The organism is Bacteroides caecigallinarum, from assembly GCF_016901995.1.
In the GTDB taxonomy this organism is placed as follows: Bacteria; Bacteroidota; Bacteroidia; order Bacteroidales; family Bacteroidaceae; genus Phocaeicola; species Phocaeicola cellulolyticus.
Genome location: NZ_JACJLE010000005.1, coordinates 81,528 through 98,213, shown reverse-complemented (window position 1 = coordinate 98,213; position 16,686 = coordinate 81,528). Strand labels below are relative to the sequence as shown.

The 16,686-nt window shown below is 37.6% G+C and carries 9 protein-coding genes; 1 reads left to right on the top strand and 8 read right to left on the bottom strand.

Features of this window, described 5'->3' with window-relative positions:
* Positions 1-3: 3 nt before the first annotated feature.
* The 7 genes from H6A61_RS02465 to H6A61_RS02435 all read right to left on the bottom strand — a co-directional run bounded on the left by H6A61_RS02465 (position 4) and on the right by H6A61_RS02435 (position 11,155).
* Positions 4-1,038 (bottom strand): glycosyltransferase family 2 protein, encoded by a 1,035-nt coding sequence (locus H6A61_RS02465; protein ID WP_204390650.1) that lies wholly within the window; start codon positions 1,036-1,038, stop codon positions 4-6.
* A 107-nt stretch (positions 1,039-1,145) separates the two neighbouring features.
* Positions 1,146-2,276: a UDP-galactopyranose mutase gene (glf, locus tag H6A61_RS02460; protein WP_204390648.1), complete on the bottom strand. Its 1,131-nt coding sequence runs from the start codon at positions 2,274-2,276 to the stop codon at positions 1,146-1,148.
* A 383-nt stretch (positions 2,277-2,659) separates the two neighbouring features.
* Positions 2,660-5,770, bottom strand: coding sequence for a glycoside hydrolase family 2 TIM barrel-domain containing protein (locus H6A61_RS02455; protein ID WP_204390646.1), 3,111 nt, complete (start codon positions 5,768-5,770; stop codon positions 2,660-2,662).
* Positions 5,771-5,827: 57 nt separating this feature from the next.
* A complete protein-coding gene (locus tag H6A61_RS02450) occupies positions 5,828-6,808 on the bottom strand; it encodes a lytic transglycosylase domain-containing protein (RefSeq protein ID WP_204390644.1) in 981 nt (326 codons plus the stop codon).
* 51 nt (positions 6,809-6,859) lie between these two features.
* Positions 6,860-7,666, bottom strand: coding sequence for a DUF3108 domain-containing protein (locus H6A61_RS02445; RefSeq protein WP_204390642.1), 807 nt, complete (start codon positions 7,664-7,666; stop codon positions 6,860-6,862).
* Complete coding sequence (locus H6A61_RS02440; protein ID WP_204390640.1) at positions 7,663-9,600, bottom strand: Ig-like domain-containing domain; 1,938 nt, start codon at positions 9,598-9,600, stop codon at positions 7,663-7,665. The genes H6A61_RS02445 and H6A61_RS02440 overlap by 4 nt, the downstream gene beginning before the upstream one ends.
* Positions 9,601-9,649: 49 nt before the next feature.
* A complete protein-coding gene (locus tag H6A61_RS02435) occupies positions 9,650-11,155 on the bottom strand; it encodes a GH3 auxin-responsive promoter family protein (RefSeq protein ID WP_204390637.1) in 1,506 nt (501 codons plus the stop codon).
* A gap of 145 nt (positions 11,156-11,300) precedes the next feature.
* Here H6A61_RS02435 and H6A61_RS02430 point away from each other — a divergent pair, with 145 nt between their 5' ends.
* Positions 11,301-12,311: an ATP-dependent 6-phosphofructokinase gene (locus H6A61_RS02430; protein WP_154043749.1), complete on the top strand. Its 1,011-nt coding sequence runs from the start codon at positions 11,301-11,303 to the stop codon at positions 12,309-12,311.
* Positions 12,312-12,397: 86 nt separating this feature from the next.
* On the opposite strand, the gene rpoC is transcribed toward H6A61_RS02430, so the two are convergent.
* Positions 12,398-16,684 (bottom strand): DNA-directed RNA polymerase subunit beta', encoded by a 4,287-nt coding sequence (rpoC, locus tag H6A61_RS02425; protein ID WP_204390635.1) that lies wholly within the window; start codon positions 16,682-16,684, stop codon positions 12,398-12,400.
* Between the last annotated feature and the right edge of the window lie 2 nt (positions 16,685-16,686).

The following is a 16,686-nucleotide window of genomic DNA, read 5'->3' as shown; positions in this document are numbered from 1 at the left end:
ATATTAAACTTTAAAACGTCTTTTCTTTTGGTAATGAACGTTTTGATATAAAAAGATAATCATATTCAAGACTATTCTACTTTTAACTATTTTATATAGTTTAAAATAGAACTTACTCATGATTTTACTTTCCGCCTTATACTTCTCAGCTCTGACTATAATATTTTCAACTACAGAATATTCATCATCAGTAAGCGGTTTATGCCACCTAAGACTATTAATGAACATATTATAAATCTCCGATAGAAAATATCTCTGATTTGATACTGTAATCTCACTATTATTACTATATGACTTATCCATATAGTCAAGCACAAAGCTTATTACCTTAACTACGTGTTGATAGTTTCTTAACAAAGAAACAGCGCTTGTTGACTGATCATCACGTCCAATAAAATAATAGTACAAATACAAATCAAATACAATAAAGTCCTTTATCCTGTCTATAGGAAGAAAACAGTACTGGATATCAGTATAACATATACCTTCTATATGCTTTAATCCAACCTTTCTCAAGATTTCGGTTTTGTATGCCATACTATGCATATTGAATTCTCTACCAACTACATGAGGCTCTATTTCGAATTCCTGCATTTGATAGACTTTATTATATTCAACCGTGTTGAAAGGAAATTTCTTTATATCTACACTACCATTCTTCTTTACTCTGTACTCTGTTCTTAATGTAACAAACAAATCGGTATCACATGTTTCCAATCTTCTTAACAGTTCTACAAGAGCTTTTGTATCGAACCAGTCATCGGCGTCAAGCATTCTGAAATATTTACCTTTAGCTATTGCAAGTGCAGCATTTATGCAAGAGCCATAATGACCATTTGCCTTATCAATTACCGTAATTATATCCGGACGCTTCTTTTCATAACTACGGATGATTTCAAGCGATTTGTCCTTGCTTCCGTCATTGACAACGATTACCTCCAAAGTAGATGGAACTATAGCATCTGTTACTGTATCCAGACATCTTGCTATATATTTCTCCATATTATACGTTGGAACAACTAATGATAATAACTTCATATATTTAAATCATATTAAAATGTTACAAAATATCAATATATAAAATGCAGATAATTTATATTTACTGCTTTACGGGCACAACTAATATTTACCCACCCTTATAATTTTCAAAATATATCCATATTAAGAACTTTTTCTATGATTGGAGCCATATCGTAATATTTATATTCAGCCAATCTTCCGCCAAAAATTACCCTTGTTTCTTTATCTGCCAGCAATTTATACTGCTGATATAATTCGTTATTCTTAGGATTGTTTATAGGATAATATGGTTCAAGATTTTCATTCCATTCAATAGAGTATTCTTTAGAGATAACCGTTTTTTTACACTTATCAACCTCATCTCCAAACATCTCAAAATGTTTATGTTCTATTACTCTTGTATAAGGAACGTCTATATCAGTGTAATTGACAACAGCATTTCCCTGATAATTTGAGCAATCCAACTCTTCCTCTTCAAAATAGACTGTTCTATATTCAAGCTTTCCAAACTTATAATCGTAGAATTCATCTATTTTACCTGTGAATACTATCTTTTCAGCCATTTGTTCCCAGTATTCTCTGTTCTCAAAGAAATCGGTATCAGTTATGACTTCAATATCTTTCAGCAAGCCTTCTATCAGTTTATTATATCCGCCGATTGGAATACCCTGATATTTATCACTAAAATAATTATTGTCATAAACGAATCTAACCGGAAGTCTCTTGATAATAAAAGATGGAAGTTCAGTACATTTTCTTCCCCATTGTTTTTCTGTATAGCCTTTAATAAGTTTCTCGTAAATATCAACACCTATCAGAGATATTGCCTGTTCTTCCAGATTTGCAGGTTCTTTTGTTTCAGATAATGAAATCTTCTCCAACATTTCCTGTCTCTGGCTGTTTATTTTATCAAGAGCTTCGGCTGGCGTAATTACTCCCCACATTTGATAGAAAGTATTCATATTAAAAGGCAAATTGAACAACTTTCCTTTATAATTTGCTACCGGTGAATTAGTATATCTGTTAAATTCAACAATGCTGTTTACAAAATCCCATACTTTTTTATTTGATGTATGAAATATATGTGCACCATATTTATGAACATTTATTCCATGTTTATTCTCACAATATATATTACCACCAATATGATTACGTTTATCTATAACCAAACATTTCTTGTTTGCTTGCTTTGCTCTGTAAGCAAAAGTAGCACCGAACAAGCCACTTCCAACTATCAAATAATCAAATTTATACATATGTGAATGAATTAAATATTTTATATATCAGTTTATAAGTCCAATGTTTAAACTCAAATACAAATTCATGAAAAGCCAAATATTCTTTTAAGTCTGCATTAAAGTAAAAACATATATTAATTTATTGTGATTAACATGGTACACCATTTATGTTACTTTGTAATAGCAACCATCCTTATATTTTATTTTGTTAAATTTAAATGATTAATATAAACCGACATCAAATATAGTTTATTAGTTGCTTATTTCAAAACTTCTTTCGTTTTTTCAATGCATAATACCCAAAATCTATAATAATCCTATAGTAAGGTATATATAAACATACGATAATATAAAAAAACTGTCCCAAAATCATCAACCGGATTTTGAGACAGCTTTAACCATTATTTCATAATCACCATACTGGATATAGGAGTCATTATGAATGTAAATTCATAATCATCATATGGGATTCTATATTCAGGACGCGGAATTGCTCCCCAACTGTCAACACAAGCCAAACCTTGCTGTACTTTATCAATCAACAAGTTTGTGAGCTTCGACGGAACGACCTCATTAGAATGGCGTTGATTCTTTTCACTGCCATCATCAAGAGACTCCATTGTATAATGTAAAGCAGACGCAGAGAATGGTTTCTCGGCAACAAACATTAATCCCTTACCCTCTTCATTAAACAGCTTCCACCAACGTATATCTGTCTTGGTTCCATTTTCCTGAGGACGGATATATGGATAGAACTGCTCAGTGACTGTCTGAGAATAAATACCTATATCTGTACTGTGATTTCTATCTATATAATTCTCAACAGGGCCACGACCATAATATACAATATTCTCAAACGATTCGGGCATTGGCATCTGCATTCCGAAACGGAACATATCAGATACTTTTTCCGATTTGTCAGCAACCATCTTCTGTGTTACTTTCACAGCACCTTGATTGTTTATGGTATAAGTGAGATATAACTTGGCTGAAACACTTGCGATATCATATTCTGCAGATACTACAATCATATCATTCACCGATTCGTGTTTCATGGAAACAAGTTTAATCTCAGGATTTTTCCATACTGCATACTTATTCTGCAAACCTGCACCATAATCATTGTCAGTAGGAGCACGCCAGAAATTCGGAGTCAGCTGAGCATCTTCGTTTATCATTTGTGTACCATTGACACAATAACTGTCCATAAATCCGTTTTGCTTATTGAACTGAATATTGAATGTTTCGCCACTGACTTCAAGACAATTAACATTTTCATCATTAGCTACAGGCGCTATAACAGGAATATTCTTCTCTGCTATATTCTCGAATTTCATATCCGAAGCATCATAACCTTTCAATACTATCTGATTCTTTGCAACTACATGTCCTGCAGGAACAAGATTTTCACTTGTCTTCTGTATATATTTCACGTTCAGAAGCCACTCACCCGATTCATCAAGCTTACCAAAATCTATTTTATATGATACCGTCTGACGTGGTGCTACATCAAGATTTTCAACGATTCCGGTACGAACAGATTTACCATTGTTTATTACCTCCCATTGCATGCGGTAAGCGGAAAGGTCTCTGAAGAAATTCTCATTGTATATCTTTATTTCTCCGTTAGCAATATCACCAGGGGTTGTCCATATGTTCTGATAGAAATATCCTACTTCATACATGTGTGGATTAGGAATACGATCAGGACTAATCAATCCATTATCACAGAAATTATTGTCACTGGCATCAAAACGGTTGAAATCACCACCGTAAGCATATATCATTTCTCCATTCTTACCGGTCCAACGGCATGACTGATCTACAAAATCCCAAATAAAGCCTCCCTGATATTTCGGATATTTACGTATCAGATCCCAATATTCCTTGAAACCTCCTTCTGAATTACCCATAGCATGAGCATACTCACACTGAATAAGAGGTTTGTTTTTGCTGTCATCCTCAGAATATTTCTCGCAAGCGTCGTAACCATAATACATTGGACAGAAGATATCGGTCAATCCGGAATATCCGGCACGTTCATATTGTACCGGACGGCTATTATCTTCATTCTTCACCCAATGATATGCAGTCTCAAAATTAGATCCATATCCGGCTTCGTTTCCTAAAGACCAGAATATGATACTAGGATGATTAAAATTACGTTGTACATTGCGCATGTTTCTCTCTATATGTGCTTTTTTATAGAAATCAACTTTCGCCAACGTAGTTTCTCCATATCCCATTCCATGTGATTCAATATTAGCCTCAGCAACCATATAAATACCATACTTGTCACAAAGCTCATACCAATATGGATCATCCGGATAATGGCATGTTCTAACTGCATTTATATTGAACTTTTTCATTATCTGAATATCCTGCAACATACGTTCGCGTGATACCACGTATCCACCGTCAGGATCCATTTCATGACGGTTGGCGCCTTTGAATAAAACAGGCTGTCCGTTTACAAGAACCTGGGCATTCTTTATCTCGATTCTTCTGAAACCGACTTTCAACGGAACAATTTCTGTAATTTTACCTCCATTAACCAGGCTCGCACGAAGTGTATATAAATATGGAGTTTCTGCTGTCCATTTACTAGGATTTTCAACATTAAACTCTGCTTTAACTGTTCCAGAGCCCTTTACTTCCTTCGCCTGTACAACATTGTTGTCAGCGTCAAGAAGTTCCAGACTAACGTTATTGTTACCTTTAAGGCTTAATTCCACATCAAGAATTCCATTCTTATATTCATCGTCCAATGACGGAGTAACACGAATATCGTCTATACGATTACGATTGCGTGTGTATAAATAGCAATCACGTGACACACCGCTATATCTGAAGAAATCCTGATCCTCCAGGTAAGTACCGTCACACCATCTGAACACTTGGAATGCTATAAGGTTTTTCTTGCCGGGAACAAGGTATTTAGTGATATCGAATTCGGCTTCCAGTTTACTGTCTTCACTATAACCCACAAACTTTCCGTTCACCCATAAATACATATTTGATGTAACAGAACCGAAATGAGCTATTATGTCTTTTCCTTTCCAATTGGCAGGAACAACAATTTCCTTACGGTAGGAACCCACATGATTCTTTTCAACAGGAACGTAAGGAGGATTATTTTTATACTGGTTTCGCCAAGCATAACCTATATTGACATAAATAGGATCACCATATCCGTTAAGCTCCCAGACTGCCGGAATACGGAAATCATCCCATCCGTTATCATCATATCCTACACGGAAAAAGTCATTAGGTCTTTTATCCGCACTTTCAACCCACAGGAATTTCCACTTACCGTTAAGCGTCATGAAATTATCAGATTCTTCTTTTACTCCTTTATTTGCTGTTTCAAGGTTCTCATAAGCAAAAAAACTTGTATGCATAGGAGCACGATTAATGGCATTTACCTCCGGATTCTGCCACTCCTTAAATGACTGGGCAGACACAGATAATGCACATACACACATTGTGCCTAATAATAAAAAGTTTCTCATGGTTATTTTATTTATGATATTATGTTTTCAGATATTAGATAATTACCATACAGCGACTTATTTATCAATCACCCAATTCCTGCTGTATGGCATTGTAAAATCCGGATTATAATTCATATTGTTTTTGTCCGGAAGCTTTATTTCATACTCTTTTCCGTTCTTGCATGGAAGAGATGTACTTCTGAGCCAAGGGTTCAGATTTTTCAAAAGCGCATAAGTCGTTCCCTGACTTTTTGCAAAACGTGCCAAATCTGTTATAGTTTCAGACACTTTTACAGTTCTATAATGAATTTGCGGATATAAATCAGATGATCTCAAGTAAAAACCGAAATCGGTAGGATTTTCAAACAACATTTTAACCGCAAAAATCCTATATATATATCTGGCGGTTTCTTCCACGAGATAAAGATCCAAGGTTTCATCTGTATATTGCTTCTCCTGTTGCTGTGAAATTCTTTCTTGTCCTGCATTATAAGAAGCTGCAACACTTACCCAATCGCCAAATCTATTATAAGCTTCCTTCAGATATTCACATGCGGCATAAGTAGCTTTCTCCACATGGTATCTTTCATCTACATGAGAGTTAACCTCCAGCCCATATTCCTTTCCGGTAGCAGGCATAAACTGCCATAATCCGGCTGCACCTGCACCTGAACGTGCCAGCGGGTTGCAAGCACTTTCTATTGCCATAAGATACTTGAAATCTTCAGGTATTCCCTTTTCCTTAAGGATAGGGACAATCACAGGGAAATATCTGTTCGCTCTTTTAATAGTCTGGATAGATGTGCTGTGCATAAACGAGAATGCCAACAATTCCCTATCCATACGTTCATGCCTGTCATATCTTGTCAAATCTATTGTATCTCCACAAAATACAGTATATCTCGGAACATCAACACATGTATATCTATCATCCTCAGTTTGCCCTTCTCTATTATCAGAGCCAATACAGTATGCACTTACAAGAAAAGGCAATACACATACCAAAATCAATACTTTGTATATTCCTGAAAGCTCTTTCTTCAATTTGTTAATCATAATATATGGATTTTAATTATTAGGTTATTGAAACCAGTTATGCCAAAATCGTCATTCCACCAAAGAATCCAACGGATACTTATTACCTTTTATCTTTGTCAGGAATGCCTTGGCAGATCCGAAGTTCAGATACATATCCAGACGCACAGGCAAATGATTCCGGTCGTCTGTCACATAGAATGTAATAACTTCCTTTTCTTCTCCTTTTACATATTCCACAAGCGAAAATACAAGGCAACGATATTTACATCCGTCTTCTGCCTTATAAACATCCTTTCCTCTGTAGATAAGAGTCTGTTTATCTACATCTTTTCCTGTAGCCATAGAGAACAGGATTTTATCACCGATATTATAATTTGTGGCATCATAAGAACGTGCCTGCAAAAGTATGCTGAGCATATCATAAACGCAAACGGATGATTCCTGATAGTTCTTTCTCAAGTTTCCATTTACTATCCTATACTGATCTACTATACACTTTCCATTCCTATAACTGAACTTTACATCATCCACACTATATCTTTTGCCTTCTGCTGCTCCTTTACGGAAATATAACGGCACAAGTTCATCTGACGTAATACAAGTAAGAGTATCACGCATTCTGAAAAACATATCAATCCTCTTGTTTGTAAACGACTCCAAATCTGTCCTAAGACATTTCATTCCATTATATGTGGTAGTGTCAACTGTCATTTTAGCCCAGCCGGCATTTATCCATATAAACTTCCAGTTGAATTTCAGTTCATATGAGAGTTCTTCACCGGGCTTGATTGCGTCATTTACAGCGCCACATTGTGCATTAGCACATATTCCAGTAAACAGGAACAATAATATGCATATATATATACGTTTTATCATGATGTCAGTCCTAATTTTTTTGCACGTTCCTTATTTCTATCTTTTATTTTCTTGGCTTCCTCAGGCTTCTGCTTCTTTATCTCATCAAGTTTCTGTTTTTCCAAAGGCACAGCCTTAACATCCCAATTTTCTTCAAACTCAAAGTTTGCTTTCATTTCCCATACTTTAGGGAAATAATAAACTTCCTCAGGCTGTATTTTTTTATCATACTCGCCTGTATCCCATTTTCCGTTGCCATTCCTGTCAATATACATTCTTATGTAATATTTCGTATTTGGCTGAAGGAAATAAAAGTCACATGTATTGTTTTTCTTTATTTTCTGTTCTCTTACTACAGCATCACTTGAATTCAACAACTGCACATAAGCATCATTACCTTCTATTCCGCTTATATTCAAATAAAGAGTTCCATACTCCTCAAGAGTTTTCACCTTGACAGTATTTTCCACCTTGTTGGTATGAAGTCCATAAATACTCTTTATTGCAGTAGAGTCTATTCTGAGCCTGTATTCGTTTCCGGGCTTCCAATCGCTCAGTATATAATATTGACGTGGCACTACACTGTCTGCCATCAATATGAAACGTTCATTTTCCCATAAGGTATCAACTTTCACGTCAACATGAATTGCAGAAGTATCAATACTCAATACCGGTTCATCGAATTTCAAGCATAAATTTCTGTTTATATCCATTGAAGAAGGAGCATCAACATTCATGTTGAAGAATTTTGTTTCAACCACATTTATAGTATCTCCTTTCTTCCTTTTTTTCTTCAATTCCTTCTCTTTCTTCTCCATTTCTTCTTTTGCCATAGCCATACGTTTAGCCTTGTTCACCTTGTTCATCATGATCAATGTATCGCATTTCGGCACAAGTTTACCCAAGGTATCAGTATAAAGATAATCTACTTGAAGAGTCAATGTATCTCTTTCACAAAGCACAGTATCTTTTATCCAATATCTTATTGTATCGTTGTTAACAGAAGATTCAATTATAAAGGCATCTTTCGCATCGAAATCAATTCCTGTAATTGTAGGCAGAGTATCTGCCTTGGCGCTGAAATAGAGTGAAAATCTGTTTAGCTGTTCTCTCTCGCTTTTAGCAAGATATTGCATTGTATTTACTTCTTTGAAAGCCCTTAGGACAATATCATCAGGCATAAAATGAGTATAATGCACCGTCAGAACAGTATCAATTTTTAAGGTATCAATAGAGTTCCATACAGTATCATTCTTTACAGCAGCTTCCATAGAAGGAACTATAACAGAATCATTGTATGCAATTATTTCTGTTTTCGAATCGAACAGATAATTCTGGTTTCCATCTTTCAATGCAAATATTCTATACTTTCCAGGAGCTATTCCCTTAATTGAAAATCGTCCTCTACTATCAGTACGCGAAATTCTGTCGAAAGGTATTTTCACGAAAGCCGAGTCGTCCAGATTTTTGTGCAATCCAACCTGGATACCTTTTATAGGCTCCAAATCCTGAGCGTTAAGAACAGTACCCGAGACTTCCATTGTGTCTATTGTCTCTCCTGTTGAAAAAGCATAAGAGAAATTTCCCATAGGATTTCCCTCATTATTATCTACAATAGCATCGCCAAAATCTATTGTATAGGTAGTATTTGCTTTTAAAGAGTCAAAAAACTCTACTAAAACTCTTTTTCCGCTAGCCTTTACTTCCGGCATTTCTGCCTGTGGTGGCGAGATTATTACCTTTTCTGCAGCATTTTCAATTTTGATGAACTCATCAAACTCTAATGATACTTTCTTCCGTTTATTGTTTATAGCATTAGGTTCGGGAGTAGAACGTACAAATTTTGGAGGAGTCTCATCATATGGTCCTCCATCCGGAGTACCCGTACTTGCACATGCATATATCATCAATATTATTACTGCAATTGGCAAAATATGTAGTGTAGATAATTTCATCGTAAAACTTTACTATGGTGTAAATGATATTAATTCAAACAAACATTGCTTACATATTAAGAGTTAACATACTCTCAATATATTCTCGATTATTACTTAAACGTGGAATCTTGTGCTGACCGCCTAATTTCCCTTTCTGTTTGAGCCAATCATGAAACAATCCCGGACGAGCTACAATAATCTCCAATTCCTGCAATGTAATGTCTTTATGCCTTTTGGCTTCATAATCAGAATTTATACTCTGAAGGGCCTTATCAAGCACATGACGGAAATGTTCAACAGAATCAGGCATACAGCTGAATTCAATCAGCCATTGATGACGGCATTTAGCCTCAGCATCCATAAATACCGGTGCTGCCGAATATTCCAAGACCTGTGCACCTGTTTCACGACAAGCTATCTGCAGTCCTTTTTCTGCATTATCAACCATCAATTCCTCTCCAAAAGCATTTATAAAATGTTTGGTACGTCCTGTTATGACAAACTTATATGGATTTTTCTGAGTAAATTTCACAGTATCACCTATGACATATCTCCACAATCCACAAGAAGTACTTATAAGCATTGCATAGTTTTTGCCTACTTCTACTCCCCATAACGGAACTACGGTAGGATTTTCATTCTCAAACTCATCTAAAGGAATAAATTCATAAAAGACGTCATAATCAATCATCAGAAGCATAGAAGGATCCGACAAAGAACTCTGAAGCCCGAAAAAGCCTTCGCTTGCATTATAAGTCTCCATATAATGCATCTTGTCTGATTTTATAAGGCCCTTATACTGTTCCCTATAAGGAGTAAAACATACTCCACCATGGAAGAATACTTCCAATCCTGGCCATACTTCATCCAAAGTTTTTGCTCCTGTCTTTTCCAATATTCTTTTTATGACAGCAAGCATCCACGAAGGAACACCGGAAATATTAGTAATATTCTCATTAACAGTAGAAGAAGCAATTCTTTCAACTTTCTCCTCGAACTCACTCAGCAATGCTATCTCCTTGCTTGGTACACGTATAAGATTTACCAAAGGACTCACATTCTGTATAAGTATAGCAGACAAATCGCCAACCAGACTATCCTTCAGATTATAATTAGGCGCATGACTTCCACCTAGTATCAGTCCCTTACCTTCGAAGAAATGGCTGTCAGGATTCTCACCGAGATATAAGGCAACGGCATCTTTGCCTCCTTTGTAATGAATGTTTTTAAGTCCGTCTTTTGAGACAGGAATAAACTTGCTTTTATCATTAGTTGTACCGGACGATTTCGCATACCATTTAACCTGCCCAGGCCACAATATATCTTTTTCGCCATGGCGCATGCGGTCAATATACTCTTTTACATCCTCATAAGTCTGAATTGGAAGTTTATTAAATCCGGAATAATCTTTTATATTCTTGTAATTATAACGTTTTCCCCACTCTGTACACGAAGCAGAAGTTACTAGTCTGTTCAAGACCTTTTCCTGTATTTCTTCGGCATGTTCCGAATACTTTTCAATCTGCTTTCTACGTGGTTCAAATATTCTGTCAATCAATTTGGTTGGATTCATATTGATTACAATTTTCTGTTTTTGATATTATTGCAAAGGTATGTTTTTTATTATTATATATATGTTTGGCAGGATTATTTTTTATTAAAATCGAGTAAATCTTGTTTTTTTAATAACTTTACATCATAAATTAATTGTTTGCCATATGAAAATAGGAATACTGACATCAGGAGGCGATTGTCCTGGTATAAATGCAACGATACGCGGTGTATGCAAAAGTGCACTAAATCATTATGGAATGGAAGTTTACGGCATTCACAACGGGTTCCGTGGGCTAATGGACGGACATGTAAACCGTCTTACAGAAGATTCAATATCAGGTTTACTCACATTAGGTGGTACCATACTCGGAACATCACGTGAGAAACCATTCAAAAAAGCCTCAGCCTCGATCAACAATGACAAGCCATCAATGATCATAAATACCATCAAGGATTATGGCATAGACTGTCTTGTCTGTATTGGCGGGAACGGAACACAAAAGACTGCTGCCAAATTAATGGAAGTAGGTATAAATGTAGTAAGCATCCCTAAAACCATTGATAATGATGTATGGGGTACAGACATATCATTTGGCTTTGATTCAGCAGTTTCAATTGCCGCCGACGCGATAGACAGGCTACATTCTACGGCCAGTTCACATCAAAGGGTAATGGTTATAGAGGTCATGGGACATAAAGCCGGATGGTTGGCCCTGTATTCAGGTATGGCAGGTGGCGGAGATATTATATTAATGCCTGAAATTCCATTTGATATTCACAGGATAGGTGATACCATAATCAACAGATTAAAAAAAGGCAAACCTTACTCAATAGTAGTAGTAGCAGAAGGAATAAACACCCCTGAAGGTAAAAAAGCCGCGCAATATATAGCCGAGGAAATAGAATACGAAACAGGTTTCGAAACTAGGGAAACTGTTCTTGGATATATCCAACGTGGTGGAAGCCCTACGGCATTCGACAGAAATCTTGCAACACTGATGGGAGGTCATGCTGTAGAATTAATCTCAAATAAGCAATACGGCAGAATGGTGGCATTGCAAGGCAGCAAGATATCATCCATACCTCTTTATGAAACTGCAGGGAAACTACGTTTGGTAACAGAAAATCATGAACTGGTGGAACAAGGCAGAAGAATGGGAATTTGTTTCGGATAAAATATCAGATATAACAAAAAAAGAAGAGCAGTAACTCAATATTATTCAATTAAGTTACTGCTCTCTTTTTATATATTAAGAATAGATTATTCTACGTCATTATAGTCCAATATATTCTTTTTATTAGCAAGGATTCTATCGTATTCGTCTTTAGAACCTACCACAATCTTTTCGAATTCACGCTGTCCGGTACCTGCAGGGATCAAATGACCACAGATCACATTTTCCTTCATACCTTCCAGACGGTCAACCTTACCGTTTATTGCAGCTTCATTAAGCACCTTAGTCGTTTCCTGGAAGGAAGCAGCCGACATGAAGCTTGAAGTCTGAAGAGCTGCTCTAGTGATACCCTGAAGTATCTGAGTTGATGTAGCAGGGATAGCATCACGAACTTCTACCAGTTTGAGGTCACGACGTTTCAACAAGCTGTTTTCATCTCTCAACTTACGTGCTGTTACTATCTGACCTGGTTTAAGGTTCTGAGAATCTCCCGCACTTACTACAACTTTCTTACCCCAGATTCTATCATTTTCTTCATTGAACTCTTGGCGGTCAACAACCTGAAGTTCAAGGAATCTTGTATCACCCGGTTCGTCAATCTGTACCTTACGCATCATCTGACGTACGATAATTTCGAAGTGCTTATCGTTGATCTTCACACCCTGCAGACGGTAAACGTCCTGGATTTCGTTAACGATATATTCCTGTACAGCTGTAGGACCCTTAATAGCAAGGATATCAGCTGGAGTAATAGCACCATCAGACAATGGAGTACCGGCACGTACATAGTCGTTTTCCTGTACAAGAATCTGCTTAGACAATGCTACCAGATACTTACGTACTTCACCTGTCTTGGATGTCACGATGATTTCACGGTTACCACGTTTGATCTTACCCATTGTGATTTCACCGTCAATTTCTGATACCACAGCAGGGTTAGATGGGTTACGAGCCTCAAACAACTCTGTTACACGTGGAAGACCACCGGTGATATCACCAGCCTTACCTACCGCACGTGGAATCTTAACAAGAATGTCACCGGCCTTAACGTTTTCCTTATCCTCTACTACTACGTGACCACCTACAGGCAAGTTGTATGTACGCAGGATACCACCGTTTTCGTCAAGTATATGCAATGATGGGATCTTGTTCTTATCCTTAGACTCAGTAATGATGATTTCACGCAAACCGGTTGCTTCATCAGATTCAACCTTATAAGTTACGTTCTCGATTACTGATTCAAAGTCTATCTTACCACCAACTTCAGTTACGATTACAGCGTTGAATGGGTCCCATTTTGCAATAAGTTTACCCTGTTCAACAATTTCACCGTCTGCTGCATAAAGCTTAGAACCGTAAGGTACGTTGTGAGTTGACAATATGATACCTGTATTGATATCAACGAAACGAACTTCAGCCAGACGACCTACAACAATCTTAACTGGTTCGCCTGTTTCTTCAACAGCATCTACAGTACGCAATTCTTCAAATTCCAGACGAGCAGGGTTCTTGGCAACGATAGATGCATTAGCAGCCATGTTACCGGCGATACCTCCGGCGTGGAATGTACGAAGAGTAAGCTGTGTACCCGGTTCACCGATTGACTGTGCAGCGATGACACCCACAGCCTCACCTTTCTGAACCATCTTACTTGAAGCAAGGTTACGTCCGTAACATTTAGCACAAACGCCCTTCTTAGACTCACAAGTAAGCACAGAACGGATTTCTACGCTTTCGATAGGTGATTTTTCTATTTCTTCGGCTATTGCTTCTGTTATTTCCTCACCGGCAGCAACAATAAGCTCACCAGTTGTAGGATGTATAATGTCGTGTACAGAAACACGTCCCAAAATACGTTCATAAAGTGTAGCAATAACTTCATCGTTATTCTTCAATGCTGTACAAACAAGTCCGCGCAATGTACCACAGTCTTCTTCGTTGATAATCACATCGTGTGATACGTCAACAAGACGACGAGTCAAGTATCCGGCATCGGCAGTCTTCAACGCAGTATCGGCAAGACCCTTACGAGCACCGTGAGTTGAAATAAAGTACTCCAACACGGAAAGACCTTCCTTAAAGTTAGAAAGGATAGGGTTTTCAATGATCTGAGCACCTTCGGCACCTGCTTTCTGAGGTTTAGCCATCAAACCACGCATACCAGACAACTGACGGATCTGTTCCTTAGAACCACGGGCACCTGAATCAAGCATCATAAATACTGAGTTGAATCCCTGGTCGTCGTTCTTGATAGTCTTGTACAGAATATCAGACAAGTCACTGTTAACGTGTGTCCAAGTATCAATTACCTGGTTGTAACGTTCATTGTCAGTGATGAATCCCATATTATAGTTCATCATAATCTGTTCAATTTCTTCGTTACCACGTCTTACCAGTTCTTCTTTTTCCTTCGGTATGATGATATCACCAAGGTTGAATGACAGACCACCTTCGAATGCCATCTTATAACCTAGGTTCTTGATACCGTCAAGGAATTCACAAGCACGTGCAACACCCACAGCCTTGATTACGTCGCTGATGATGTCACGCAATGACTTCTTAGATATGATTGTATTAAGGTAACCACATTCGTCAGGAACGATTTCATTTACGATTACACGTCCTACAGAAGTTTCCTTAATCATCTTCTTGACAATATTTCCATTTTCATCCAAGTCATTAGCTACTACGCTAACTATTGCATGAATATCTACTTTACCTTCATTGTATGCGATAAGAGCTTCTTCAGGTCCGTAGAATATAAGTCCTTCACCTTTAGCTCCCTTACGCAACTTAGTGATATAGTAAAGACCAAGAACCATATCCTGTGCAGGCACAGTGATAGGCGCACCGTTTGCTGGGTTAAGGATGTTGTGTGACTGCAACATCAACATCTGAGCTTCCAGAATAGCTTCATTGCTCAAAGGCAAGTGAACGGCCATCTGGTCACCGTCGAAGTCGGCGTTGAACGCAGTACATGCCAATGGATGCAACTGGATAGCCTTACCTTCAATCATCTTAGGCTGGAATGCCTGGATACCCAAACGGTGAAGTGTCGGCGCACGGTTCAGCAATACCGGATGTCCTTTCATTACATGTTCAAGGATATCCCAAATAACAGCTTCCTTGCGGTCAACTATCTTCTTCGCTGATTTTACAGTCTTGACGATACCTCTTTCAATAAGTTTTCTGATGATAAATGGTTTGTAAAGTTCGGCAGCCATCAACTTAGGAATACCGCACTCACCCATCTTCAATTCAGGACCAACGACAATTACAGAACGTGCAGAGTAGTCAACACGCTTACCCAACAAGTTCTGACGGAAACGTCCCTGCTTACCTTTCAAGCTATCAGAAAGAGATTTCAAAGGACGGTTAGCGTCTGTCTTAACCGCGCTTGCCTTACGAGAGTTATCGAACAATGAGTCAACAGCTTCCTGAAGCATACGCTTTTCATTACGTAAGATTACATCAGGAGCCTTGATTTCAATAAGTCTCTTCAGACGGTTATTACGTATAATAACTCGACGATACAAATCATTCAAGTCAGAAGTTGCGAAACGTCCACCATCCAATGGAACAAGCGGACGCAATTCTGGCGGAATAACAGGTACGTTCTTGATGATCATCCATTCCGGTTTGTTTCTTCCCTTAGAAGCACGGAACGATTCAACAACCTGCAAACGTTTCAAAGCCTCATTTTTACGCTGTTGAGACGAATCATTGTTAGCCTTATGACGAAGCTCGTATGAAAGAGCATCAAGATCCAATCCTGCAAGAAGATCGTAGATAGCTTCAGCACCCATCTTAGCGATGAACTTGTTAGGATCACTATCGTCAAGGAACTGGTTTTCCTTAGGAAGTGATTCCATGATATCAAGATATTCGCCTTCTTCAAGCAAATCATACTTGCTCAATCCGTCTTCAGCCTTAATACCCGGTTGTATAACGACATAGCGTTCATAATAAATGATTGCATCAAGCTTCTTTGTAGGCAAGCCGAGCAGATAACCGATTTTATTAGGCAATGAACGGAAGTACCAGATATGAGCAACCGGTACAACCAACTGTATATGTCCACTACGTTCACGGCGTACTTTCTTTTCTGTTACTTCAACACCACAACGGTCGCAGACAATTCCTTTATATCGAATACGTTTGTATTTACCACAGTGACATTCGTAATCCTTTACCGGACCGAATATACGCTCGCAGAACAAGCCATCACGTTCAGGCTTATAGGTACGGTAGTTAATGGTTTCTGGTTTCAGAACCTCACCGTAAGAGTTTTCAAGAATCTCTTCTGGTGAAGCCAAACCAATAGTAATCTTAGAGAAATTACTTTTTATTTTAGTATCTTTTCTAAAAGCCATAC

Bases quoted from the DNA above. Each gene is read 5' to 3' on its own strand.
- H6A61_RS02450 (WP_204390644.1), bottom strand. From the start codon at position 6,808: ATGATTAACAAATTGAAGAAAGAGCTTTCAGGAATATACAAAGTATTG.
- H6A61_RS02430 (WP_154043749.1), top strand. From the start codon at position 11,301: ATGAAAATAGGAATACTGACATCAGGAGGCGATTGTCCTGGTATAAAT.
- rpoC (WP_204390635.1), bottom strand. From the start codon at position 16,684: ATGGCTTTTAGAAAAGATACTAAAATAAAAAGTAATTTCTCTAAGATT.
- H6A61_RS02445 (WP_204390642.1), bottom strand. From the start codon at position 7,666: ATGATAAAACGTATATATATATGCATATTATTGTTCCTGTTTACTGGA.
- H6A61_RS02455 (WP_204390646.1), bottom strand. From the start codon at position 5,770: ATGAGAAACTTTTTATTATTAGGCACAATGTGTGTATGTGCATTATCT.
- glf (WP_204390648.1), bottom strand. From the start codon at position 2,276: ATGTATAAATTTGATTATTTGATAGTTGGAAGTGGCTTGTTCGGTGCT.
- H6A61_RS02435 (WP_204390637.1), bottom strand. From the start codon at position 11,155: ATGAATCCAACCAAATTGATTGACAGAATATTTGAACCACGTAGAAAG.
- H6A61_RS02465 (WP_204390650.1), bottom strand. From the start codon at position 1,038: ATGAAGTTATTATCATTAGTTGTTCCAACGTATAATATGGAGAAATAT.
- H6A61_RS02440 (WP_204390640.1), bottom strand. From the start codon at position 9,600: ATGAAATTATCTACACTACATATTTTGCCAATTGCAGTAATAATATTG.